The organism is Phytohabitans sp. LJ34, from assembly GCF_052068095.1.
GTDB lineage: Bacteria > Actinomycetota > Actinomycetes > Mycobacteriales > Micromonosporaceae > Phytohabitans.
Genome location: NZ_JBQHDG010000020.1, coordinates 189838 through 214450, shown reverse-complemented (window position 1 = coordinate 214450; position 24613 = coordinate 189838). Strand labels below are relative to the sequence as shown.

The 24613-nt window shown below is 68.6% G+C and carries 24 protein-coding genes and 1 pseudogene; 16 read left to right on the top strand and 9 right to left on the bottom strand.

Annotation, left to right across the window (positions count from 1 at the left end; translation table 11 throughout):
- Positions 1–52: 52 nt before the first annotated feature.
- The 4 genes from ACTMTJ_RS32400 to ACTMTJ_RS32385 all read right to left on the bottom strand — a co-directional run bounded on the left by ACTMTJ_RS32400 (position 53) and on the right by ACTMTJ_RS32385 (position 6471).
- Complete coding sequence (locus ACTMTJ_RS32400; RefSeq protein WP_441222448.1) at positions 53–2617, bottom strand: DNRLRE domain-containing protein; 2565 nt, start codon at positions 2615–2617, stop codon at positions 53–55.
- Positions 2618–4478: 1861 nt separating this feature from the next.
- The gene (locus ACTMTJ_RS32395) at positions 4479–4991 is read right to left on the bottom strand and encodes a diacylglycerol/lipid kinase family protein (RefSeq protein WP_441222447.1); all 513 of its coding nucleotides are present in this window, start codon (positions 4989–4991) and stop codon (positions 4479–4481) included.
- Positions 4992–5262: 271 nt separating this feature from the next.
- Positions 5263–5925: an Asp23/Gls24 family envelope stress response protein gene (locus tag ACTMTJ_RS32390; RefSeq protein ID WP_441222446.1), complete on the bottom strand. Its 663-nt coding sequence runs from the start codon at positions 5923–5925 to the stop codon at positions 5263–5265.
- A gap of 6 nt (positions 5926–5931) precedes the next feature.
- Positions 5932–6471, bottom strand: coding sequence for an RNA polymerase sigma factor (locus ACTMTJ_RS32385; RefSeq protein WP_441222445.1), 540 nt, complete (start codon positions 6469–6471; stop codon positions 5932–5934).
- 242 nt (positions 6472–6713) lie between these two features.
- On the opposite strand from ACTMTJ_RS32385, the gene ACTMTJ_RS32380 reads away from it, so the two are divergent.
- From ACTMTJ_RS32380 to ACTMTJ_RS32345, 8 genes are all read left to right on the top strand, one after another.
- The gene (locus ACTMTJ_RS32380) at positions 6714–7193 is read left to right on the top strand and encodes an Asp23/Gls24 family envelope stress response protein (RefSeq protein WP_441222444.1); all 480 of its coding nucleotides are present in this window, start codon (positions 6714–6716) and stop codon (positions 7191–7193) included.
- Between the two features lie 8 nt (positions 7194–7201).
- The gene (locus ACTMTJ_RS32375) at positions 7202–7672 is read left to right on the top strand and encodes a hypothetical protein (RefSeq protein ID WP_441222443.1); all 471 of its coding nucleotides are present in this window, start codon (positions 7202–7204) and stop codon (positions 7670–7672) included.
- A 368-nt stretch (positions 7673–8040) separates the two neighbouring features.
- A complete protein-coding gene (locus tag ACTMTJ_RS32370; protein ID WP_441222442.1) occupies positions 8041–8472 on the top strand; it encodes an Asp23/Gls24 family envelope stress response protein in 432 nt (143 codons plus the stop codon).
- Positions 8473–8488: 16 nt separating this feature from the next.
- A complete protein-coding gene (locus ACTMTJ_RS32365) occupies positions 8489–9025 on the top strand; it encodes a DUF6286 domain-containing protein (protein ID WP_441222441.1) in 537 nt (178 codons plus the stop codon).
- Positions 9025–9600: a hypothetical protein gene (locus ACTMTJ_RS32360; RefSeq protein WP_441222440.1), complete on the top strand. Its 576-nt coding sequence runs from the start codon at positions 9025–9027 to the stop codon at positions 9598–9600. The genes ACTMTJ_RS32365 and ACTMTJ_RS32360 overlap by 1 nt, the downstream gene beginning before the upstream one ends.
- 29 nt (positions 9601–9629) lie before the next feature.
- Entirely contained in the window at positions 9630–10733 is a 1104-nt protein-coding gene (tal, locus tag ACTMTJ_RS32355) for a transaldolase (RefSeq protein ID WP_441222439.1), read from the top strand.
- Between the two features lie 11 nt (positions 10734–10744).
- Positions 10745–11965 carry a low temperature requirement protein A gene (locus tag ACTMTJ_RS32350; protein ID WP_441222438.1) on the top strand — a complete coding sequence of 407 codons (1221 nt, stop codon included), beginning with the start codon at positions 10745–10747 and terminating at the stop codon, positions 11963–11965.
- Positions 11966–12476: 511 nt separating this feature from the next.
- On the top strand, positions 12477–12890 hold the full coding sequence (locus tag ACTMTJ_RS32345; protein ID WP_441222437.1) for a tyrosine-type recombinase/integrase: 414 nt from the start codon (positions 12477–12479) through the stop codon (positions 12888–12890).
- Positions 12891–13118: 228 nt separating this feature from the next.
- On the opposite strand, the gene ACTMTJ_RS32340 is transcribed toward ACTMTJ_RS32345, so the two are convergent.
- Positions 13119–14006: an ABC transporter permease gene (locus tag ACTMTJ_RS32340; protein WP_441222436.1), complete on the bottom strand. Its 888-nt coding sequence runs from the start codon at positions 14004–14006 to the stop codon at positions 13119–13121.
- 293 nt (positions 14007–14299) lie between these two features.
- Between ACTMTJ_RS32340 and ACTMTJ_RS32335 the strand changes: the two genes are divergently transcribed.
- The 5 genes from ACTMTJ_RS32335 to ACTMTJ_RS32315 all read left to right on the top strand — a co-directional run bounded on the left by ACTMTJ_RS32335 (position 14300) and on the right by ACTMTJ_RS32315 (position 18191).
- Positions 14300–14893, top strand: coding sequence for a PadR family transcriptional regulator (locus ACTMTJ_RS32335; protein WP_441222435.1), 594 nt, complete (start codon positions 14300–14302; stop codon positions 14891–14893).
- Positions 14894–14996: 103 nt separating this feature from the next.
- Positions 14997–15962: an ATP-binding cassette domain-containing protein gene (locus ACTMTJ_RS32330; protein WP_441222434.1), complete on the top strand. Its 966-nt coding sequence runs from the start codon at positions 14997–14999 to the stop codon at positions 15960–15962.
- Positions 15959–16804 carry an ABC transporter permease gene (locus ACTMTJ_RS32325; RefSeq protein WP_441222433.1) on the top strand — a complete coding sequence of 282 codons (846 nt, stop codon included), beginning with the start codon at positions 15959–15961 and terminating at the stop codon, positions 16802–16804. Before ACTMTJ_RS32330 ends, ACTMTJ_RS32325 begins: the two co-directional genes overlap by 4 nt.
- 103 nt (positions 16805–16907) lie before the next feature.
- Entirely contained in the window at positions 16908–17330 is a 423-nt protein-coding gene (locus ACTMTJ_RS32320) for a DoxX family protein (RefSeq protein ID WP_441222432.1), read from the top strand.
- Between the two features lie 27 nt (positions 17331–17357).
- Positions 17358–18191, top strand: coding sequence for an alpha/beta fold hydrolase (locus ACTMTJ_RS32315; RefSeq protein ID WP_441222431.1), 834 nt, complete (start codon positions 17358–17360; stop codon positions 18189–18191).
- Between the two features lie 592 nt (positions 18192–18783).
- Here ACTMTJ_RS32315 and ACTMTJ_RS32310 read toward each other — a convergent pair.
- Positions 18784–19185 (bottom strand): hypothetical protein, encoded by a 402-nt coding sequence (locus ACTMTJ_RS32310; protein ID WP_441222430.1) that lies wholly within the window; start codon positions 19183–19185, stop codon positions 18784–18786.
- A gap of 882 nt (positions 19186–20067) precedes the next feature.
- Between ACTMTJ_RS32310 and ACTMTJ_RS32305 the strand changes: the two genes are divergently transcribed.
- From ACTMTJ_RS32305 to ACTMTJ_RS32295, 3 genes are all read left to right on the top strand, one after another.
- Complete coding sequence (locus tag ACTMTJ_RS32305; protein WP_441222429.1) at positions 20068–20574, top strand: tyrosine-type recombinase/integrase; 507 nt, start codon at positions 20068–20070, stop codon at positions 20572–20574.
- On the top strand, positions 20571–20891 hold the full coding sequence (locus tag ACTMTJ_RS32300; protein ID WP_441222428.1) for a helix-turn-helix domain-containing protein: 321 nt from the start codon (positions 20571–20573) through the stop codon (positions 20889–20891). The genes ACTMTJ_RS32305 and ACTMTJ_RS32300 overlap by 4 nt, the downstream gene beginning before the upstream one ends.
- Before the next feature lie 787 nt (positions 20892–21678).
- Positions 21679–22347: a hypothetical protein gene (locus tag ACTMTJ_RS32295; RefSeq protein WP_441222469.1), complete on the top strand. Its 669-nt coding sequence runs from the start codon at positions 21679–21681 to the stop codon at positions 22345–22347.
- Between the two features lie 18 nt (positions 22348–22365).
- Here ACTMTJ_RS32295 and ACTMTJ_RS32290 read toward each other — a convergent pair.
- From ACTMTJ_RS32290 to ACTMTJ_RS32280, 3 genes and pseudogenes are all read right to left on the bottom strand, one after another.
- Positions 22366–22518: pseudogene (locus ACTMTJ_RS32290) on the bottom strand (tetratricopeptide repeat protein); the annotation flags it as partial.
- A 133-nt stretch (positions 22519–22651) separates the two neighbouring features.
- Positions 22652–23254, bottom strand: coding sequence for a response regulator (locus ACTMTJ_RS32285; protein ID WP_441222468.1), 603 nt, complete (start codon positions 23252–23254; stop codon positions 22652–22654).
- A 34-nt stretch (positions 23255–23288) separates the two neighbouring features.
- Positions 23289–24464, bottom strand: a complete 1176-nt coding sequence (locus ACTMTJ_RS32280; protein WP_441222427.1) for a sensor histidine kinase — start codon at positions 24462–24464, stop codon at positions 23289–23291.
- Positions 24465–24613 lie beyond the last annotated feature (149 nt).

Below are 24613 nucleotides of genomic sequence, written 5' to 3'. Positions count from 1 at the left end.
CGCCTCCCCATCTCGCGAACCGCACCAACCTGCTACCGGCTGTAAAGCCCTGCTACTGAGCAGCGAACTGCTGGATCTCGGTGTCATCCCACACCTGCTGGGCCGCGTACACGTGGTCGACGTCGCCGATCCACAGGTCGCCTGCCCCGGCCAGATGCATCGCCCGGCCGATCGTGAACGGGCCCGTGGCCGCCCACGTCCCGGTCACGGCCGCTTCGGCGTACGCGCCGGACACGGCCGGTATGCCGTTCACGTACATCTTGACCTTGCTGCCGATCGGGTCGTAGACGCCGACCAGGCTCACCCAGTCGCCAGATACGACGTAGTCCGTCGTGCAGGCAGCGTCCGAGCTCGCCCCGGAGGAGTCGGTTTGCTTGAGGGTGAAACACCAGGCCGGATCCGCGACGCTGTCGCCGTCGAGGTCACGATCGTCGCGGAACCCGAGCCGGAACCGGGACGTGTCAGTCCCGTCCTGCCCCACCGCGGTACGCCAGCTCGTCGGATCCGTCAGCCGCACCCACGCCGCCACCGTGAAGCCACCGGTATGGGTGGTGTTCAACACCGGCGACGCGGTCTGCAACGCACCCGTACCGGCCAACGTGACCGCGGAATCGCCCACGAATCCAGACTCGGCCCACGTCACGCCCGTCCCAGACACGGTCGCGGGTCGGGTGTTCGGCACGGATACCGCGGTGGTCCCCGCGCCTTCGTCCAGCGCCCAATGCCACACGTCGGTGTTCGGCGTAACCAGGAACTGGTAGACCTTCGGGTCTGAAGTGAACCCGGCGGTGTTGCGGGACTGCACCGACAGCACGTTCAGCCCATCCTTCGGCGGCGTGATCGACGCGTCCGTCGACGTGCCGACCAGCTCCCGCAGCGACAGGTGGTCCCAGTACACCGACTTCCCGGATCCGGTTGGTGAACCGTTGTACAGGCGCACGAACGCCTCGGTCGCATTGCTCGGGATGGTGACCGCGACCGAAACGAAGTTCCAGGCCTCCGTCGCGGTCGCCTTGCCCGACGGGACCTCGATGTGCGCCGAGCCCGAGTTGTAGAACGCGACGATCCGCTGCCCACGTGTCGTTCCGTAGGTGCCACCCGGGTTGAGGCCGGTCGCGGCCGGAACCCAAACCCAGCCGGTGATCAGGTACTTCTTGCCCGCCTGCATGCCCAGCCGCAGGCCACCGTAGTCGCCGCCCATCGTCGCGTACGTGTCGCCCTGCGGGCCATAGGTGTTGCCCGCCGTCGTCGCCACGGTCACCTTCAGGGCGCCGTTGCCACCGTGACCCAGGTTCGGGCTACGCCAGATCGTCGCGTTGGAGCTACCCGTGAACCCGGTCTCATCGGTACCCACCTGCTGCTGGTTCGCCGTCAGCTTTTCCGTCTGCGGTGCACCGGCGGGCACCGTGATGGGGTTCGCGTCGTTGAGGCTGTAGATGTACTCCTGCACGTCCGCGGCACCGTTCGGCCCAAACGTGAACGCACCCGCCTGCCCCGGAGCCCCGTTCCAGGTTCCCGTCTGCTTCTCCGGATACGCGGTGCTCGTCACCGCCGGCAGGGATGGATCCTGCGTATTGACGGTGAAGGTGAACCAGCCGGAGAAGCCACCACACGTGTGGCTGTCACAGGCGCGCACCTTCCAGTGATATGTGCCGTCCGCCAATGTCGGTGTCACCCGCCACGGTCGCGAGGTGCCCGATGCCACGCCCGTCACCGCCGTGCCGGACGCCGCCTTCCGCGTCGTCTTGGCGTTGTCCCACACCTCGTACTCGGCCCGCAGCGTTCCACCGTCCGGGTCCGATACCACCGCCGCTACCTGCGGTGCACCCGACCGGACCACCGCCGGCGACGCGCACGCGGAGTAGCAGGAGTTGATGGCCAGGCCGGTCGGCAACCGCGGCGTGCGGTTGTAGACCAGCTGCACATACGGCGAATGGGCGCCCTCGGAGGAGTCGAACTTCTTCCACCCGTTGTGGTTCGTCTCGCTCGTCGCCCGGATACCCACCGTCGCGGTGCTGCCGCTGTTGTTGAACACGTACTGGAAGACATCCTTCACCGACGAGGACACCCACCCGTCGCCGCAGCTGGAGCTGTAACCCTTCGTACCCGTCGACGTGCCAGCACGGGCAGCCCACGACGGCTGACTCCCCCACCGCGTACTACTGCTCACCGACGTGGTACGCCAGGTCTCCCACTGCGTGGCGGTGCACGACCAGGAGTGGAAGTTCCACAGGAACAGCTCCGCTGACAGCACAGTCGCGTCGGCGTAGCCGGCGAGGCCGCCGAACGCCAGGAACGAGCGGGCCGTGCAACCAGAGCCGCAACCCTCGTCCGCGTCGTCGCTGTAACCCAGCCGCAACTGCGTATCACCGGACTTGTCAGTGTTGACGATGGTGTCCTGCACATACGCGTCGAACGCCGGCTCCAGGTTTATCGACGGGTCGATCGTCACCGGATACACCACCCGCGGATCGGCCAAGAACCCCGCATCCGGTGTCACCACAAGCTCCGTGCTGTCCCCAGCGCCGGTCGTGGACAGATCCACCTCCGCCCGGCGCACCGGCTCCCCCAACGGCGAGCGCCGCGCGTCCCACATCTCCGCCGGCGGCACGTCCACCACCGCACCAGACCCAGACCGAAGCTCCAGACCACCAGCCGGGCGAGGCGCCACCACCAACTCGCCCGTATCCCATGGCATCGCCACCGAGGCCACCTGAGCTGACGCCTGCCGATCCTTAACGACCAGGAAATACTCAAAGCCAATCCGCCGTGCCTCCACGACCAGGTCCACACCCGGCTTGACATCGACGTAGGTGGCCTTGCGACCATCCAACACCGGCTCCGGCAGCGCCCCCGACCAGCCCAGCTCCGTACGCTTACTCCCCCGACCCAAGCCCACCAAGGCGTCCTCACCCGCGGCACGGGCCCCAGACAACCACAGCCCACGCGGATGCGCCCTCGGCGCCACACTCCCATCCGGCTGCCGCTGCAACGTCAGGTCCACATCGACCCACGAGCCCGATTCGCTACGCATCCGCACCGGCGCCATATGCCTCGTCGTCTCGAACGACCCATCCGGACGCGCGACCGTCTGCGACGTCTCCGACATCAGGCTGGTCACGACCACCGGCCGCCGTTTGCGGTACGCCAGCAATGCCGCCGACGCCTCATCGAACGCCGCCAGCGTCTCCGTCGGCTGCGTGGCCGACGACCCACTCGGCGACACCGGCTCGGCACTCGCGGGACTGTCCACAGTCACCAGCACGGTGCCCACGAGCAAAGCGACAACGACCGGAACGGCGCGACGCCGCCACGAACGACCGAACGACGGTGTGCACCACGACATGCCGTCGAGAAGACGCCGCCTGGCAGCCCGCCGAAGCGGACGAAGGCCACGGCGTGTCCGGCCCGCGGTACCCAAGTCTGTCGAACGGCCAGCCACGACGGTGCCTCCCCGTGCCACACTGAGCAAAGTGATCGACACAGTGCGCCACGCAAAGGATTGATGTCAACGCCTATCCCAAGAGTTTCCTCAAAGATTCGACAAGCCCGGGACACATATCGACACTAGGCGGAAACGATCGAACAACAGGCACCAGAGGTATGAATCGATGTTCGCAAGATCAGATTGGTCATGTGGCTCGATCGCGAGCAATACGGACGCAGGCCACGAACCATGCTTCAAGGGATCGACCGTGCAATCGTCGCTGGGCCCCGGCGAACGACGCGCCAGTGGAAAATACTCGCCTGCGACGTACTCGCCAGGGCTACCTGGGACGAGGATTCGCCATCTCAGCAACCTGGCCAAATTGCCCGCCACGAATCTCCTGCGGAGACCGTTCAAAGGCATATCTACACGCCATATCGCACCGCCCAATCACCCGATGTCCCCACCGTAAACGGCGACCGGACAGCGCCGACCATCCTTCCAATTCCGTATCGCGGTGTTGACGTCGACGGTCCCTGGTATGGCTCAGGCACGAACCTCAGCACGCCAGCCCAGCGCTCATCCGATCCACGTACGGCACCTCATCGGCACCATCGGCCAGCGGGCAGCCGAAGCCACCGCCGCGTTCGTACCACGCAAGACCACGCACCTCGGCTGAAGGCTTCCACACCGCTCGGAGGTTCGCCCAGGCCGGCCCTCCAATCGTGTTCTCGGCGCTGCCGCCCACCACGCGGTTGTGCGAGTGGTGGGTCTTGAAGAAGAACGGCTCGCCGACCGCGAGGACACCGAAACCACGGCCACCGCCGGGGCGCCAGAAGTCGACCTCATGGAGCGCTGCCGGTCGGCCAGGAACCGGTACCAGTCGCCCTCCGTGACGCCCACGTACACTTCACGAACGGCAGTCTGCACGACCCGGCGCCCAGTGCCAGTACCCTCCTATGCGTCCACCACGGACTGTTCGACGAGGCCAACGACGGCCGTATCAACGTCACTGGATAGGGACCGTTCGAGTGCGAAGGTCAGACCCTACCTACCTGGTACCGAACTGTTCGAGGATGTCGGAGACGTCCGGGACGAGGACGGGCTTGGCGATGTAGTAGGTGCTGGTGATTCCCTCACTGGCGTGGCCGAGCTGGGCCGCGGCGCTCTTGGTGTCGGCCGCCTGGGCGACTTGTAGGCCAGCGGTCAGGTCGTCGGACAGGCCGAGGTTGGCGGCGAGCAGGTTGCCGGTACCGGCGGGCAGGACAGCCAGGGCTGTGTCGGTGTCCACGAGCGCGGAGACTGCTGACAGGATCGTGCCGTCGCCGTCGCCGCCGCAGACGAAGACGAAGACGATCTCAGCGCCCGCTTTGATGGCTTGCCCAGTCTGTTCGCGGCCGGGGGATGACGGCGTCGTGTGGTACCAACGCGGGGTGGGCCATCCCGCGCTGGTCAGCGCTGCGTCGACGTGCGAACGGAAGTCATCGAGGTCGTCGACCTTCGAGGGATTGACCACGACGGCCGACCGGACCGGCCGGCGGACGCTGTGTTTGGTGACATCCATCAGCTTGGCAATACCTTCTCGTGGTCCTTCACGCTCGGGGTGAGGTGAGGAGGAAGTGGCGCCCGCGCGAGTCGGCGTACCGGAACGGATGCGTCGAGGCGCGGAAGGGGGATGCTCGGCACGTTGACGTGCCTGCTCGCGGTTGGCATCAAGGGGGCCGCCGCGATAGGCGTCGGCTACGGAGGAAAGGCCTAGTGGCGATTACCCTTCAACCCGGTAGACAAACTGGATCAGCCAGGACGGTGCAGTGGGAGCTCGGCGTGTGCCGTCGTCAGCAAGCTGCGTTGGGGGGCGGGGCTAGGACGTCGTCGACGGTGATGTTGACGGTGACATGCCGCAGCTCGAGGGCGCCGCGCAGGTCGGCGATGACGCGCTGTTGGACCTGGCGGGCGACGTCGTCGATCGACTGTCCGTGGGTGACGGTGAGGGCGAGGTCGACGACTGCGGTGTGGCCCATGACACCGGCGGCGGCGTGTGGGGGGCGATGCTGGCGGGTGTCGGTTTCAGCGGCGCGGGCCGTGGCGGTGCTGCGTCCGAAGGCGATGCGGACCCCGGGGACCTGTAGGGCGGCTTGGCGTGCGGTGACCGCGATGACTCTGGCGGCCACCTTGATGGCACCGGCTTCGGCCTGGTGCAGGGTGTACCACATGTCGTGGGTGAGTCGGTCGATGTGACGGATGACGGCGGCGAGCATGCTGGTTGGGGTGGTGACCGGCTGCTCGGCCAGTTGCCGGACGGGTGCCCACACATCAGCGAGTTCGATGAGTGCCGCCTGGCAGTGCGGGCAGTGGCTCTGGTGCTTGTCGCGCTCGGTGGCACGGCCTTCGGCTACCTGTTCGAGGAGGGTGTCGATGTCGATCCCGCAGGGCACCTGCCGTTGCGCGAGGTCCAGCCGGCCGTCGGGCGGTGTGGGTTGCGGTGCTCCGGCGGTCATCGATGCTCACCTCCAATCCCGCAGCAGTGAGGCTAGTGTGCGCCGTGCGCGGTGAAGATGGCTACGGACGGCCGGGACGCTGGTGCCGGTCACCTCGGCGATGTCGGCGTAGCTGAGCTCCTCGAACTGGTACAGGACCAGGGCGACGCGTTGCGGACCCGGCAGGGTGGTGATGGCCCGGGCGACCGCGTCCGCGGCGGCGCTGCGTTCGACGTGCTCGGGGGGTCCGCCGCTGCGCGCGGCCGGTTCCGGCTGCGCGTCGAGCGGGTACGTGATCCTGGTGCGGTTGATGCGGTTGAGACTTCGGGTGGTCACGATCCGGTAGAGCCAGGTGGAGAACGTCGCGTCGCTGCGGAAGGTCGGCAGCGCCCGCCAGGCGGCGATGAGAGCTTCCTGTGTGACGTCCTCCGCGTCGTGGTGGTTGCCCAGCATCCGCAGCGCTACCCGGTAGGCGCGCGCGGCGTGGCGGGCGACGAGTTGTTCGTAGGCGTCCAGGTAGCCGTCTCGCGCCCGGCGAACGAGGTAGGCGTCGTCGACGGTGTCCACGTTGCCCCCCTTCGTGGGCTCGGCTCTCCTCACCGCTGTCAGCCGCGCGCTCATATCGCCGGCGGAGCGTCGGTGAGGGATCGGCGGGGCCTACGGGTTCCCCGAATGGACGGGTTGAGACCGCGAACTCGAAAGAATCTTGGACATTTGTGCGATGTACGGGCTGGGCCGGTGTCTAACTCGGTGACGAAGGGCAAGCGATGACCGCGTTGGCTGTCATCCCCAGCGAAGGAGTCCACCTGATGACCCAGACCGCTGTGAACAGCGACGAAAAGGCGGTGTCCGGTGACCGCCGGGGCGTGGAGTCGACGCCGGGCCGGCTGGACCGGCTGAACACCGAGGAAGGCAGGATCAGCGTCGCGGAGGGCGTCGTGCAGAAGATCGCCGGCGTGGCCTGCCGGGAGGTGGCCGGCGTGCACGCGATGGGCACCAGCGGCACCCGGGCGTTCAACGCGCTTCGGGAACGGATCCCCGGCAGCGCCGGCCCCAACGTGGCGCAGGGCGTCGGCGTCGAGGTCGGCGAGAGCGAGGCCGCCGTCGACCTCCAGATCGTCGTGGAGTACGGCGTGAGCATCGCCGATGTGGGTCGGTCCATCCAGCGCAACGTCAAGCAGTCCATCGAGCGGATGACCGGCCTGAGCGTGGTGGAGGTCAACGTCAGCGTCGATGACGTGCACCTGCCCGGGACCGACGAAGACCAGTCCGAGTCGCGGGTGTCGTGAACCCCGCGATGCCCGTGATGGCGGTGAGCGACGCGCTCGTCGACGGTGTCGATGTCGACGCCGTGGCCACGGCGGTACGCGGCTGCCCCGGGGTGCTGGACCTGCACGGAGGTCCCCCGCAGTTGATCGCCACCTACCTGCCAGGTCGCCGTGTCGAGGGGGTACGGATCGACCAGTGGGCCGTCGCGGTGCAGGTGCGGGCGCGGTGGGGTACACCCGTGTCCGACCTGTCGGCGCAGATCCGGGCCGCGCTCAGGCCCCTGGCCGCTGGCAGGCGGATCGACATCGTATGGGCTGACGTGGCGGATCCGCCGCCATCGCCACCCGCGCCAGCAACCACCCCTGGTGCCAGGTCGGCGCCGGAGAGGCGGGGTTCGTGGACCGAGCCGAACACCTACACCGGACGCGACGACGACAGTTCATCCGAACCCACCATCCCGACCGTGGCGGCGACCCGGCCGCCTTCATCGCCGGCCTAGCGAACCTGGACCGGGTCGAGCGGGGCGAACGTGACGCCGACCGCGTGCGGGTGGTGATTGTCGCCCGCCTTCCGATCCTGGTGCGGATCTGGCGGGCTCTGCGCCATCGACACGGTCGACCACGGGTGCGCTGAGGCCGGACCGCTGATCGACATTGATAACTTCCCGGCATTGTGAATGTGAGCTGACATGATCCGAAAAGTCTCTGGTACCGCGGTCGGTTTGGCACTTGGCTTTGCCCTGGCCTTCGGCAGCTTCGGTCAAATGCTGATCGTGGCGGTGTTCGGCGCGATCGGTTTCGGCGTAGCCAAGGTCTTCGCCGGTGACGTCGACCTGGCGCCGTACCTGTCCGGCCGGCGAGGCGAGCGGTGACGAGCGCCCTGGTCACCCACGACTCCGGGGCCTCAGCGGCAGCCACCGACGAGCCGTCGGGAACGATCACCATCAGCGACGCGGTGGTCGCGAAGCTGGCCTCGCGGGCCGTGCTCGAGGTGCCCGACGCCGGTGGTGCCGTGCGGCGGGTGCTCGGCCGGGCGGTACCCGGTGCGGGGCATCTGGGCATCCGCGAGACCAGCCTGGCCACGGCGCCGAAGGCGTCCGCCGACGTGGACGGCTCCGTCGCCCACGTCGAGGTCACCATCAGCGTGCGGTGGCCAGTGTCCATCCGGCAGGTCACCGAGCAACTCCGTGACCACCTGCGCGAGCGGCTGCACGCGCTGACCGGACTGACCGTCGCCGAGGTGCGTATCACCGTGAACGACCTGGTCACCAACGTCGCGCCGACCGGCCGGGTGCGGTAGCCGAGGAGACACTGGCATGAGAAACGTCAACCGCCTGATGGCCTTCGTACTGAGCCTGGCCGTGATCGTGGCCGGCGTGACGGTTGTTGTGGAGGTGATCGCCGAACGTGCCGGGTCCGGGCCCGCCCTGCTGGACTGGCCCGCCCCTTATCGGTGGGCGCAGCGCACCACCTGGGGTTCCGCACCGGTACGGATCATCAGTGGCCTGTTGGCCCTCGGCGGTCTGGCGCTGCTGCTGGCGCAGCTGGCTCCGCGCCGCCCCGACCGGCTGGCCGTGCACAGCGACGGCACCGCCACCGACGCGGCCGTCAGCCGCCGCGGGCTGGCCCGAGCCGTCCGCAGCGCCGTCACCGGCGTCGACGGGATCGCCGACGCCCGGGTCAAGGTGCGCCGCCGCCGGATCCAGGTCCTTGCCCGGACGTCGCTGAGAGAGCCGTCCCAGATCGCCGCGGTACGCGAGAGCACGACGCTGGCCGCCCGGCAACGCGTGGACTCCCTCACGCTCGAGAAGCCGCCCGCGCTTTCCGTGCGGGTGTCGCCGAAGGAGCGCTGATGCACGCCGACCGCACCAACCGTGTCCTGCTGGCACTGCTCGGGCTGCTGCTGCTCGCCGGCGGCGCCACCGGTCTGCTCGCCGGGGCCGGGGCCATCGGTGACGACCTCGACCGCCGTCACCTGCTGGACAACCCCGTCGGCAGGTTCGTCGGGGACAACAGCGCCTGGTTCTGGCCTGTAACGGCGCTCGCCGCCGCCATCCTCGCCCTGCTGGCGCTGCGCTGGCTCATCGGCGTGCTCAGCGCCGCCCCCCGCGCCGCGGACATCGTCATCCCCGGAGACCGCTCCGCGGGACCCACCACCCTGCGCGCGGGCGCGCTGAGCGACGCGCTAACGACCGAGCTGGAGACCTACCGTGGTGTACACGCCGCCCGGGTCCGGGTGTCCGGCACGCCCACCGACCCGAGCCTCGACGTCACCGTCCGCACGACCGAAGACGCCGACCTGGCGCGGCTGCGTCATCGCATCGAGGCCGAAGCACTCACCCATGCTCGACAGGCCCTCGACAACCCGCGGCTAATGGCCCGCCTCGACCTCGCCGCGACCGACCACCGATCCAGCCGGGTCAACTGACAACGGCACCGGCGCTGAAAGGGATCCTCATGTCCACACCGCTGAACGCGCTGGCCGAACACGGCCAGAGCGCCTGGGTTGACCACCTGTCCCGACGTTTCGTCCGCGACGGTGACCTCGCCGCCCTCATCGGTCGCGGTGTGGTCGGGGTGACGTCGAACCCCACCATCTTCCAGGCGGCGATCGCCGAGGGCGACGCCTACGACCAGCAGCTGCGCGAGGTCCTCGCGGTCGAGACCGACCCGAAGGAGGTGTTCCTGGCCCTCGCCCGCGATGACATTCGCGGGGCCTGCGATCTCCTCCGAGAGGTGTTCCACCGAGGCGACTCCTCCCGCGACGGCTGGGTCTCGCTCGAGGTCGACCCGAACCTGGCCCACGACACCGCCGGCACCGTGGCCGAGGCCGCCCGGCTGCACCACATGATCGACCGGGAAAACCTGTTCGTGAAGATCCCCGCGACCGAGGCCGGCATCCCTGCGATCGAGGAGGCTGTCGCCCGCGGCATCCCGGTCAACGTGACGCTGCTGTTCTCCCTTCGGCGCCACCATGCCGCGGCGTACGCATACCTCAGAGGGCTGCGACGGCTGCACGCCGACGGCGGAGACCTGCGCACGGTCGCCTCCGTCGCCTCTTTCTTCGTCTCGCGGGTAGACACCGAGGCCGACCGGCGCCTCGACGAGGTCGGCGGACCCGAGGAGCTCAAAGGCACCCTCGCCATAGCCAACGCGAAGCTGGCTTACCAGACGTACCGCGAGGTGTTCACCGGGCCAGACTGGTCCGAGCTCGAAGCCGCCGGCGCGTCACCACAGCGGTGCCTGTGGGCTTCGACCTCGACGAAGAACCCGGCCTACCGCGACGTCAGATACGTCGAGGAACTCATCGGCCCGAACACGGTCACCACCATGCCCCGGGCCACCTTCGAGGCCTTCGCCGACCACGGCCAGGTGACCGACACCCTCGAACGCGACATCGATGGCGCGCAACGCACACTGGACCGCTTCGCGCGGGCGGGCATCGACTACGACGATCTGGTCGCCGCGCTCGAACGCCAAGGTGTGGCGGCGTTCGCCGGATCGTTCCAGGAGCTTTTCGACGGCGTCGCGGCAAAGCGCGACGAACTCATCACGGCATAGGCGGCCGACCGGTGGTCGCCCCGCAGACTCGGTCGGCTGACCGGGAGCCGTCCGGCGGCGCCCGGGCCGCACCGTTGATCCGCCCACCTCAGCTGCGCACCAGCGAGGACCGCACCGCCTCCCGGCTGGAGCTGTTCTTCGACCTCGCGTACGTGCTCGTGTTTGCCGAACTGGCCACGACGTTCGCCAAGGATCTCAGCTGGCACGGTGCCGCCGTCTTCGCTGGCTTGTTCGCCGTTACCTGGTGGTCATGGGTGACGACGACGCTGTACGCAAACCGTTTCGACACCAACGATGTCATCTACCGCTTGGCCAAGCTGGGCGGAACCGCCGCGGTGATGGGCATGGCGGCCAGCGGTCCGGAGGCCGTGGGTGAGAGGGCGACGACGTTCGCGATCTGCTACCTCGCGACCAGGGTTCTGCTGCTCGCCCTGTACGCACGGGCCTACCGGCACGTGACCGAGGCCCGTGCCACGGTACGCATCTACCTGGCAGGAATCGGTGCGAGCGCTGCGTTGTGGGCAGCGTCGCTGGCGGTTCCGGGCAATCTCCGGTTCGTCATATGGGCGGCCGGAATTCTCGTAGAGGCGTCGGCACCAGTGATGGCGACCCGGTTCGGTGGCGGCGTGCCGCTGCACCTGGAACACCTTCCCGAACGGTTCGGCCTGCTCGTCATCCTCGTCCTCGGCGAGTCGGTGGCGTCCGTCGTCCTCGGCGTCCATGACACGAAGTGGGACCTGCGAGCGGCTCTGCTGGCCGCGGTCAGCTTCGTCGCGGTCGCCGCGCTGTGGTGGAACTACTTCGATCTCGGCGGAGCGGCCGGGAAGCAGGCACTCGTGGCAGACGGCGAAGACCAGGAGAGCGGCGTGGCCGACGCCTACATCTACGGTCATCTTCCACTGACGTTGGGTCTGGCCGCGGTGGCTGTCGGCATCGAGCAGTTCATCCTGCACCCGACCAACGGGGTGCCCACGGCTGGCCGGTGGGCGCTGCACGGTGGGGTGGTGCTGTTCCTCGCCGGTACGGCAGCGGTCATCGTCGGAACCTCAAGACGGTGGCGTTCGGCCTGGCCGTGGCCCATTGCCGCAGTGCCCGCCGTCGTACTGGTCGGCCTCGCGGGCGGGCTGCCGCCTCTCGCCAGCATCGGCTTCGTCGGCGCGGTGCTGGTGGCCACCGTCCTCGCCGGGATCCAGGCCCAGCGACACGGGAAGCTCGAAACCACCGAGACCTGACGTTGAGGAGGGCGCCCGTTGAAGATCGCACTCTTAATCCGCGGGTTCGGGGTTCGAGTCCCTGGCGGCGCACCTTCCGTGACCTGGGCGTATAGCCGGTTGGCTATACGCCCAGGGTCTGTGTGAGGCACGTGTGAGTCACGCCGGTGACTCACGCTCCGTGACCTCCGCGACCGTGCTGGCCTGGCCTTGGTGGCGCGGGCGCAGCGGATCACGGAGGGTGACCGCCGGGGTCTCGGACCTCGGGCCTGTGGGTTGCGAGTTCGCTTCTCTGTTGGAGGAGAGGAACGTTGGCAACAACAGGACATGAGAGTGGCGGTCGTGTGTTCAAGCGGTGCGGGTGCCGCAGCCCGAAAAGCGGCCGGCAGATCGGGGCGCGGTGCCCGCTGTTGGCTGAGGCTGGGCATGGTCGGTGGTATTTCGCGGTGCAGGTTGACGGTGTGGATGGCCGTCGGGCGCGGCTGCGTCGGGGTGGGTTCGGCAGCCGGGCGGAGGCGGAGCGGGCCTGCGGGTGCTCGCGCTGGACGAGGCCAGTGTGGAGATCTTGTGGGAGTTGTGGCGGGCGCAGAAGGCCCAACTGGGCCGGGCACCGGATCCACGGGGTCGGGTGTTCCTGCACGCGAACGGGCGGCCGGTGCGCCCGGATTGGTTGACCCGCCGCTTCGCCGCCCTGGTCAGGGAGTTGGGGTTGCCGCCGGTGCGGTTGCATGACCTGCGGCATGGGGCGGCGAGCCTGGCTGGCGCGGCGGGAACGCCGTTGAAGGTGATCCAGCACGACATGGGCCACGGCAGCTGCGTGACCACGGCGGACACCTACTGGACTGTCTTCCGACAGGCGGCCCAGGCAGCCGTGACCGCCACCGCGCAGTTGCTGCTGTCGCATGCCCGTATTCGGCTGAGCCTGGACGGTGCCGCACAGGCCTGAGACCGAACCCGCGCGACGCGGCCGTGGCGCCGCCAAACCTCGTCCCCACCGTTCCCGCAGGGCTGCGGCAACGTGATCCTTGCAGGGCAATCAGCCGGCTGGAGGTCTCGAAGGTCGCAACTTTCGCCGCCACCCTGAGGCCGGGCTGCGCCTTGTCGACGTCCGCGGCCATCGGTCACGTACGAGGTTGGGCTGGGTGATGGCCGGGCCCCGCATGTGGGCGGTGACCTATGACCGGTACGGGATGGCCCGGGGTGCTGCCCAATGGGATCGGTGACGACGGCGGAGCCACCCTGGCCCTGGTACTACTGGCCAGCCTTCTCCGTTACCGCAGCACCTGGGCGCATCCGTCGAGCACCGGCGCGGGACGAGGTCGTCAGAGGTGAGGGCTTCGCGGACGGTGATGCGGGAGGCGCGGGTGGCGGCGGTTTCGGTGGCGAGGATGGCGCCGAGGATGGCGAGCGCGGTCCAGATGCCGACGGCTAGCGGTGAGATGCGGTAGGGCAGGGGTGCGTTGCCGAACAGGTTGCCGAGTCCGTCGCCGAGGATGGCGGTCAAGGCCAGCGTCGGGAGGATGGCGACGGCGCAGCTGGTGAGGGCGAGGAGTACACCTTCGGTGGTGACGATGCGGCGTACGGCTTTGGGTGGTGCGCCGATGGCGTGCATGATGCCGAATTCGCGGGTGCGGTCGAGGATGTTGGCGCTCATGGTGGAGGCGAGGCCGATGCCGCCGATGCTGCCGAGGGGGAGGGCGATGCCGAGTAGCACGAGCAGGACGGGGCCCATGTGGCCGGCGGAGGCGGCGTCGGTGCGGCTGACCGAGGATGCGTTTTCGACGTCGAGGCCGGCGGCCGTGAGTGTTCTGTCCACTGTGGTGGCGATGGTGTCTCGGGTTGGTTCGTCGTGCTGGGTGGTGATGAGGCGGATGCGGTTGACCTGTGTGGGTTGGCCGGTGGCGGCGGCGAGGCCATCGGGGGTGGTGTAGACGCCGCCGCCGGTGGTGTCGCCTTCTTCGACGATGCCGGCGATCTGCCAAGTCGCGGGCGCGCCTGAGTGGGACCTGTATGCCGGGCAGTGGCGGCGCCACCTTCGCGCCCGGAATCTGGCTGCCAGCACGGTTCGCGGCTACCTGGTCAGCCTTGCCAGGTTCGCGGCTTGGGCATCGCCGCGTGAGGTCGTCTCACCGTTGCAGGTCGCTCGAGGTTACCTTGAGTCGTTTCTGGCAGACCGACAGACTATGGCTACTCCCGGCGGCCGAGCTGGCTTTGGAGGTCTCCACCAGCACCGTTTGTAGGTCAGTGCTGACACCACCCGGACCAGGAGGGCACCCTACTGTTGGTGGGAGTTGACACCACCCTGGCGGGCGCGCAAGCGGAGCGAGTCCGAGCAGATTGAGCGGAGGTGGGCGCATGTCGGCGACGAAGCTCCTGGTACTCGGTATCGTGCACCTCTCCGGCGGCGCGCATGGCTACCAGGTGCGGTCCGAACTGCAGAGCTGGCGTGCGGAGATTTGGGCCAAGATCAAGCCCGGCTCGATTTATCACGCGCTGAAGAAGGCGGCGGCTGATGGCCTCCTCACCGAACACGCCGAGCCGGGCAACTCCGGGCCGGAGCGCGTTCTGTACCGCGCGACAGCTCGGGGACGTGACGAGATAGTCGAACTGGTCCGCGACGGTCTGCGGCGCACCCACGACCCGGCCATGCTCAACGCGTCCATCGCCATGTTGCCCATGCTGACCAGGACAGATGCCATCGCGCACGTTAACGAGCGGGTCACGCGCCTGGAAGCGGAGCTCGTAGAGCAGGCCAAGTGGCGGGAGCACCCCAATCGGGACACCCCCGAGCACGTCCGCGATCAGGCCGAACTGTGGGCGGGACACGCACGCACCGAACTGGAGTGGGCGAAGAGCCTGAGCAAACGACTGTCTGAGGGCGCCTACACCATGGCCGATGATCCGGGTTCGTGGCGAACGGTCCCCGATCACCTCAAGATGCGCTTCTAACCAAACTTGACTAGACGTTTCCTCCTCGCGTACTCTGGCCAAGTAATCAAACTTGACTAGCTCAACCAATCCGTTCGCAACACCGAGAGAAGGAATCGAACCCATGGGAAAGTTCGCGATCGAGACGAGAGGGTTGAAGAAGAGCTTCGGCACGACCCACGCGGTCGCCGGTGTGGACCTGGCCGTGAGCGCCGGGGGCGTGTACGGCGTGCTCGGTCCGAACGGGGCGGGCAAGACCACCACGATCCGCATGCTGGCCACGCTCCTGCGCCCCGACGCCGGAGAGGCGCAAGTGCTCGGCTACGACGTCGTGCGTGACGCCCAGGCGGTGCGGAGCAGGGTGGGCCTCACCGGGCAGTTCGCGTCGGTCGACGAGGACCTCACCGGGGTGGAGAACCTGTTGCTGCTCGCCAGGCTGCTCGGCTACTCACGCCGCCGAGGCAGGGAGCGGGCGGCCGACCTGCTCGACGCGTTCGGTCTTGCCGAGGCGGCCGACCGGCAGGTGAAGAAGTACTCCGGCGGGATGCGCCGGCGCATCGACATCGCGGCCAGCCTGGTCGTCACCCCCGAACTGATCTTCCTCGACGAGCCGACGACCGGGCTCGACCCGCGCAGCAGGAACCAGGTGTGGGAGATCGTCAGGGGCATGGTCGCCGAGGGCACCACCGTGTTGCTGACCACGCAGTACCTCGACGAGGCCGACCAGCTGGCCGACCGGATAGCGGTGATCGACCACGGGAAGGTGGTCGCCGAGGGCTCGAGCGGCCAGCTCAAGGCATCGGTCGGCGCCGGCTCGCTGCACGTACGGCTACGTGCGCCCGAGCAGCGGGCCGAGGCAGAGCGGGTCCTCGCCGGCGTCCTCGAGGTGCCGGCCGAGCCGTCCGCCGACCCGGCCGCGCTGTCCGCGCGGATCTCCGACCCCGAGCGGGTCGCCCGTTCCCTGGCCGAGCTGTCCCGCAGCGGCATCGACGTCACCGAGTTCGCGCTCGGTCAGCCGAGCCTGGACGAGGTGTTCCTCGCCCTGACCGGACACGCCGCCGAGGAGACACCCGAGGAGGATGCCGCATGAATGCCACGACCGCAGAACCGGCGTCGGCGCCGGTCACCGAGGACGCGCTGCGCAGTGTGCTGTTGGCCGGCGAGCGGCCGTCTCGCCCCGGCCCGGTGCTCACCTCGTTGACATTCGGCTGGCGCGCTTTGCTGAAGATCAAACACGTCCCGGAGCAGCTCGTCGACGTGACCATGTTCCCGATCATGTTCACGCTGATGTTCACCTACCTGTTCGGCGGCGCGCTCGCCGGGTCGACACAGGCGTACCTACAGTTCCTGCTGCCCGGCATCCTGGTGCAGGCGAACGTCATGATCACCATGAACACCGGCATAACGCTGAACACCGACATCCAGAAGGGGGTGTTCGACAGGTTCAGGTCACTTCCGGTGTGGCGACCGTCGCCGCTGGTCGGCGCCCTGCTCGGCGATCTGGTGCGCTACTCGATCGGGTCGGCGATCGTGATCACGCTCGGACTGGTCCTAGGGTTCCGGCCGGAGGGTGGCGCCGTCGGCGTGGTGCTCTCGGTGGCGCTGCTGCTGGTGTTCTCGTTCTGCCTGTCGTGGCTGTGGACGATGCTCAGCCTGATCCTGCGCACGCCGAACTCGGTGGCGGGGGTCAGCATGATGGTGATGTTCCCGCTGACGTTCGTGAGCAACATCTTCGTGGACCCGAAGACGATGCCCGGGTGGATGCAGGCGGTCATCGAGGTCAACCCGATCACCCACCTGGCGACCGTGGTACGCGGCCTGATGGACGGCTCGGTGCCCGCCGGGGAAATCGGCTGGGTGCTCGTCTCGTCCGTACTTCTCGTCGCGGTCTTCGGTCCCATCACCATGGTCCTCTACCGCAACAAGAAGTAGATGCCGCTACCGCGAGCACTTGGTCGAAATCAACTCCGACAACCCGGCCCACTCGGCCAACGCCATCACCGGTACCAGGCCCGGACACGACAAGGAGAGCCGAATGAGCACCATCCCCAAGAACAACTCGGAAACCGTTGCGCACACGCCCGGGCGGGCGAGCAGCATCGGGGTCTGGATTCTGCAAGTCGTGCTGGCGGCGATAATCGCCGGCGGCGGAATCTCGAAGCTCGCCGGCGACCCGGTCATGGTGGACATGTTCGCCGACATCGGGGCTGGCCAGTGGCTCCGGTACCTGGTCGGAGCGCTGGAGGTCGCGGGAGGGGTTGGACTTCTGGTCCCGGCTCTGGCGGGCCTGGCCAGTCTCGGGTTGGCGGCATTGCTGACCGGTGCTGTGATCACCGATCAGTTCGTGCTCGAGCAGAGCCCTTGGCTGCCGCTCGCCTTTCTCGTCGTGGCGGCCGTGATCGCAAGGGCGCGGTGGTCGCGCACCGAGGCCGTCGTCGGCACGCTGCTCAGGCGCTGAGACAAACCTCTCGAACGGAGATGTGAGATGAACGAGATGGCCTTTCGCGTGACATCAAACGATGGCACCACCATCGCCTACGACAGGGAAGGAAGCGGTCCGGCCGTCATCCTGGTGGGCGGCGGACTGGACGACGGAGCCGAGAACGCTCCCTTGGCGCCGGCTCTCGCCGAGCACTTCACGGTTTACAACTATGCCCGTCGGGGACGCGGCGCGAGCGGCTTCACCGAGCCCTACGCCGTGGAGCGGGAGATCGAGGACCTGGATGCGTTGATCGCGGAGGCGGGCGGCTCGGCACACGTGTTCGGGGCGTCCTCAGGCGGCGCGCTGGCGCTGGAAGCCGCCGCGGCCGGGTCAGCCATCGACACGATCGCCGTGTGGGAGGTGCCCTACGCGGTCGGGGACGACATACGCCCGCGATTCGAGGAGTACGTCGCGGACACCCGACGCGCCTTCGACGCCGGGCGAGACGAGGAGGTTCTCGAACTGTTCATGCGCGTGACCGGCGCCTCCGACGACAACATCGCGGCCAGGAAAGCGGCAGGCAAGCAGACGGCGCATTGGGCGCATTCGGTCGCCCTCGCGCCCACGCTGGTCCACGACAGCGTCTTCCTCAACCGCTTCCAATTGCCGGCCGATCGACTGGCAACGGTCACCCAACCGGTCCTGGTCACCACCGGAGGACCGATCACGGTCCCCTATATGGCAGGCCTGCCCTCGGACTTCTTCGACCGCGCAGCCGACGAGCTTGCAGACCTACTACCCCACGCTCAACGGGAGACCCTCGAGGGGCCGGATCACGTCGTCGACCCACAGACCGTCGGCCCGCTGTTGCTACGGTTCTTCAGTAGCGAACACTGAGGGGCCCGCGAGGTGTTGCGGGAAGACCGATTAGGCACCGCGCAAGCAGATCTTCGTCGCGCCAGGGACACGGGGCGGACAGGTGGTGTCGAGGTTGATGTCGTCGGCGGCATCACAGGCCTGATCCTGGGCGTGCTCGTCACCAACGTCTTCGTCACCACGCAAGGCCGGGCCGTCGTACTGACCTGGGCTTCAGTGGGACTCGACCTGGCCTACTCGCTGCTCATCGGCTCCGTCGTCGGTCGTACCCCGCACTCCGGGCCGACTCAGTACTGCCCATCGAAGCCCTGCGCAGCACATGACCAGGCACCTCGGTAGGGCCAGTGATTCCGGGCTGTGGTCGCATGCGGTCACCGTTCCCGGGCGGTGGCCCGGTGCCGAAAGTCGTGCCCACGGCGTGCTCACGTCAGGAGTGCCACCGATGACGCAGCCGCGTTCCCGGGTCGACCTGTACGCGGCGATCCGACGGGATGCCCGATCTGGGATGTCCAACCGCGCGCTGCAGCGCAAGCACGGCGTCGGCTTCCGAACCGTGACAGCGGCGCTGGAATCTGCATGGCCGAAGGAGAGAAGGCAACCGCCCAAACGCGGCTCACGGCTTGACGCGTACCGAGTGGTGATCGACGACTGGCTGCGCTCGGACCTCGACGCGCCGCGGAAGCAGCGACACACGGCGAAGCGGATCTTCGATCGACTGCTTGACGAACATGACGGGGCCGGGGTGGTGTCGTACTGGATGGTCCGCGAGTACGTCGCCACCCGACGCCGTGAGATTCGCGTCGAGGTCGGACGGGAACCTGCCAACGCGTTCATCCCGCAAGAGCACCTCCCGGGCCGCGAGGCCGAGGTTGACTTCGGCGACGTCGCCATCCGCCTGCGCGGCGAGCTCGTAACCTGCGCGCTGTTCAGCCTTCGGCTCTCCTACTCGGGCAAGGCCGTGCACAGGGTCAGTGCCTCGGCTGGGCAGGAAGCCTTCTTCGAGGGTCACGTCCACGCCTTCAACGTGCTCGGGGGTACCGACCGGGAAGATCCGCTACGACAACCTCAAGGCCGCCGTCGCGGGCGTGATCGGGTTCTCCCGCCAGCGGGTCGAGGCCGACAGGTGGACCGCCGTCCGTTCCCACTAAACCCATGTTCCGGCGAGTTCCGATCGGTCTGTCGATCCGGGAGCCTGGCTGGGAAGGGACTCGACCAGGAGCTCCCTTGTGGACAGCTCAGCCCCAGCGATCTATGATCCAGCTTCACGATTCCTGAGACTCCGCCGGGGATCGTGAGTCTTGGCATGGATAGCTGAGGTGGAGGCTTCGGGTGGCGCTGGCGGTGGTGCGGGACCTGCGGTCGCATCTGCGGCTGGGGGCGCCGGCGGATGTCGCGGCCTTCGAGCAGGATCTGCTGGCCGAGTTCGTGCTGGCGCGGTCCTCGGCCGGGATCGCTGACGGCACGATCCGGGCCGACGTCGCAGCGGTCGAGGATCTGCGGGAGTGGCTTGGCCGTCCGTTGTGGACGATGGCGCCGAGCGATGCGGACGCCTACTTCGGTCGGCACCTGCGCGAGGCGATGCCCGGCACCAGGGTCCGCAGGGCGGCGGCGTTCGCCGTGTACTTCGAGTTCCTTGAGCTGCGTCACAAGGCGGAGATCCACGCCGCGACCGGGTTCGTGGTCGAGTCTCCGCTGGACGAGGTCAACCGGCCCCGCGGTGGCACTGCCTCCCGGTTGCGGATCCCGCCGGCGCCGCGGGAGGTCGCGCAGCTGTTCACGGGCTGGCAGGACAGTCTGGCCAGTGCACGCAAGTACGCCCCGTCGGTGCGTAACTACACCGCTTTCCGGATGGTTAGCCTGATCGGCCCGCGGGGGTTCGGAGCTGTCGTTGCTGCGCATGGGGGACCTGCGGTGGGAGTTGGGCCGGTTCGGCAAGGTGCTGCTGCGGGGCAAGGGCAGCAACGGCCGTGGGAAGAAGGAGCGACTGGTCCCGTTGATCAACGGCTCCCGAGAGCTGCTGGACTGGTGGGTGCACGGCCCACGCTGGGAGTTCGACGACCGAGTCAACGACCCGCTGGCGCCGCTGTTCCCGTCCGAGCGGCGAAACGCCGATGGCAGCAGCAGCTTCGCCACCACTGATGCCCTCCGTGACGGCCTGGCCGAGGCCGTCGCCGCCCATCTGCCCGCGCAGGTGGGGCGGCTGTCGCCGCACCTGCTGCGCCACTTCGCCGCATCCGACCTCTACCGCAACGGGATGGATGTCGTGGCTATCCAGGAGGTTCTCGGCCACGCGTGGTTGAACACCACAATGATCTACGTCCACGTCGACAAGACCCACATCGAGGATGCCTGGGCCAGCGCCGGGCAGCGCGCCGCCGACCGCTTTGGGAGCCGACAACGATGAAGTGGAACCTGCGTCTGGCAGCCGCGCAACGGGACATCTGGAAGGCGTCCCAGCTACAGGCCATGCTCGCCGACGCGGGCCTGGTTATCAGCACGGGCAAGGTGTCGCACCTGTGGTCCAGCCAGCCGGTGACGATCCGACTGGAGGACCTGCAGATCATCTGCACCGTCTTGGGCTGCACACCCAACGACCTGCTCGTGCTCGAACAGACACCCGCCAATCAGCAGCGGCCGGCCAAGCAGGCTCCCCTCAAGGCCGTCGCCGGCGAGGCCCCCATCCAACGCTGGCATGCCGGCCGCACGAAACCGCCGGTATGAGGGAGAGTACGAGCCCACAGCGGCGCCGGCCACGCGAGTATCGGGGACCCGCCCGCAGTTGCGCGCACTGCTTGGCCTGGGGTGTGCTGCGGCAGCGGCTTTGCCGCGGCTGCGCGAACTTCGCCGCGAAGTACCCCACCGGACTATGCCTGACCTGCGCCCGCCGAGGCGTTCCTGTCCGGGACGGCGTTTGCCGGCTCTGCCGCCGACAAGCCGGCCTTATCGCCGGCCCGGGCAACAAGACCGCCGTCGACCTGTCCACTGCGGCGATCACCGGGCAGCAGCTGTTCCTGGCCGACACGCACCGATCGCTGCGCACCCGCCGGCCAGCGGCGCACGCCACGGCATCACCCGCCACGGCACCGACATTGACCGTGGTGACCAGATCGGTCCCGGCGCCCGAACGGACTCAGCTGGTCCTGGTCGACCCGCCGCGGGACTGCCGGCATGCCAGCAGCCTCGATCCACCTCGCGATCCCCGGTTCCTGGACCTCGCCCTGCGCCACGCCGACGCCTTGGCCGAGCACAACGGCTGGCCACCACGAACGCTGCAGCAGGTCCGTCGTGGTCTGCGGATGCTCGCTAGCTGCCACGACCCCGGCGAGCCGGTCAAGGCCAGCACCGTCAGCGCGATGAGCTCGCACGGATCGCGGTCCTGCGGCAGGGAACCCCACGCCGCCGGGCCAGACCTCGCGTCACCGCCTTCACGCTCCTCGCAGCCGCCCGCCCGTTCCTGCTCGACGTCGCCGCCCGCTACACGACGCTGCGGCAGGTCACCCGCGACGATGTGGTCGCCTGGCTGGATGGACGAACCCACCAGGCATCGGACGCCAACGCGCTACGGGACCTGTTCGGCGGGCTCAAGGCCCAGCGCCTCGTCTTCGCCAACCCGACCCGACGTGTCCGCGTCAGCGGCAAGAACCCCAGCACACCCACCACACTGGACAGTCATGCCCTGCACGCCATCGGCGAAGCCGCCCAACACAACCCGGCACTACAGGTCGCCGTTGCTCTCATTGGCGTTCACGCGCTGCACCCGCACCAGGCCCGACAGCTGACACTGGACCGTATCGACCTGCCCAACATGCGGCTCAAACTCGACGCCACCAGCCGGTCGCTCGATTCCTTCACGGCAGCGGCGTTGAGTGATTACCTGGACTACCGGCACAGCCGCTGGCCCGACACCAGCAACGCCCATCTGATGTTGACCCGCCGCACCGCCCACGAACGCGGCCCGGTCAGCGCTTACTGGTTCACCAGTCTCTTCCGGGGCCTACCCGCCACTGCCGCACAGCTCCGCGAGGACCGCATCCTCGACGAAGCCCGCGCCGCAGACGGCGACCCACTGCACATCGCAGCCATGTTCGGACTGACCGCCAAACCCGCCCTGCGCTACGCCAAGACGATCTGGCCGGAGACAACTGAGCCGACACGGGAAATCGCCGAGCAACGCTAGCCCCGGGGCGTGCAGTAGCCACGCCAGGTTGTGCTCAGTGATCAACGTGTTCGGGTGGTCGCGGCAGAGTTTGTCTGACCGGTACTCCCGCACCTGCTGGAACAGCTGCTCGGCTTCATCGAGGTCGCCTTGGGCCCGGCGGGTGTACGTGAGGTCGTGCAGCGCGGTCATCCGTCTTCGCCCACAACCTGACCAAAATCACCCCTGGAAGCCGCGCATACGGCATAACCGGCCACCCGCCCTCCGGGCACGCCGGCAGCCCACGCCGGCCCCGCCACTACACCGACTTTTCAGGTCGAAGTAGCTAGGCGCCGGGGACGATGCGGCGGGTCTCGTACGCCCACATCGCGATCTCAACCCGGTTCCGGACGCCGAGCTTGCCCATCAGGCTCGCGAGGTGGGTCTTCACCGTGCTCAGACTGATGTGCAGGGTGTCGGCGATCTCCACGTTGGTCAGCCCTCGGGCGACGGCGATGAGCACGTCCTCCTCGCGGGCGGTGACCGGGACGACCGGCTGTGTCATGGGCCGCCCGACCGGCACGTCAGCGAACGCCTGCAGCAGGCGCACCGTGACGCTCGGGGCGATGAGCGCCTGACCGTCCGCCGCCGACCGGACGGCCTGGACCAGCAGCTCCGGCCCGGCGTCCTTGAGCAGGAACCCGCGGGCGCCCGCGCGCAGTGCACCGTAGACATACTCGTCGAGGTCGAACGTGGTGATCACGACGACCACGATGGGGTCGGCGACGCCGGGTCCGGCGAGCTGCCGGGTGGCCTCCAGCCCGTCGAGGACCGGCATCCGGATGTCGAACAGGCAGACGTCGGGCCGCAGGTCACGGGCGAGCCGCACGGCCTCGCGCCCGTCGGACGCCTCGCCGACCACCTCGATGTCGGGCTGGACGTCCAGCATGTTCCGCAGCCCCGTGCGGATGATGGCCTGATCGTCAGCGATGACGACGCGAATGGGCTGCACTGTGCGTCCTCCCCCGGGGCAGCTCGGCCTCGACCTGCCAGCCGTGCTCGGCGCCCGGCCCGGCCCGCAGCTCGCCGCCGAGCATCGCGGCGCGCTCGCGCAGCCCCGCCAGACCATACCCATCGCGGCCCTTGCCGGCGCGGACCCCGTCGTTGCGCACCGTAACCGTGATCCGCTCCGGCTCGCCGGTGACCCGGACGATGATCCCGCTGGCGTCGACGGAGTGCCGCCGGGCGTTGGTCACCGACTCCTGCACGATGCGGTAGACCGCCGCGTCCACGGCCGCTGGCAGCGCGTCCAGGTCGCCGTCGAGCCGCAGGTCGATCGGGAGCCGGCCGCCGGTGCCGCTCAGCAGCCGCTCCAGGTCCGTGACCCTGGCGATGGGGGCCAGCTCGGCGCCGGTGCCGCGGTCCCGCAGCGCGGCGACCATGGCCCGCATCTCCTCCAGCGTGCGCGCGCCCTCCTCCTCCACGCCTTCCAGCGCCTCGACGGCGGCGGCAGGGTCCACGCCGGCGAGCACCCGGCCCGCCTGAGCGCGGACGACGATCGCGGAGACGTGATGGGCCACGGTGTCGTGCAGCTCCCGGGCCAGTCGCTCACGCTCTTTGGAGCGCACCCCGTCCAGGAGCCGCTCGCGGGCGATCGCCTGGAACCGCACCGACGCCCCGATCACCGCCGGCATGAACAGGAACCCGAACCCCGCGATCTGCACGGCGGGCGGGGTGATGTCGTCCTCGACCGCCTGGACGACGAACGCCGCGAGGACGATCCCGATACCCAGGACGATCTCCCGTCCTGATCCCCACCGGAGCAGCGCATACACCAGCAGCAGCACGATCACGCTGCTGTCCAGCCCGACCGGCTCGCTCGGGTCCGCTACCAGTGACGACAGCCCGAGCAGGATTATCGCACCGAACCCGAGCGCGACCGCCGCCAGCGGCCGGGTCCGGCGCCACATGAGCAACGCGCACAACCAGACGGCGAGCACGAGGGCCACCGGCCGCCACACGAGGTCGTCGCGCAGCGTGGCCTCGGTGACCGCGGTGCCCAGTCCCGCGGCGAGCAGCGCCCAGTCACGCCACACCCGTACGGGCGCGTCGGGGGGCCGCGGCTCGGTCCACAGATTTCGCAGGTCATCGGTCAGCACGCTTTCCAGCCTAGGGATCGCACCGGCGCGCGCATCGGCCGAAAGAACGGCGGGCCGCTCGGCCCGGGGAGGGACGGATCTGCGGCTCGCAGGCCGATGCCCGCCGGTGCTGCGACGACGAGCCTTTGCATCGGCGGCCGGGGTACAGC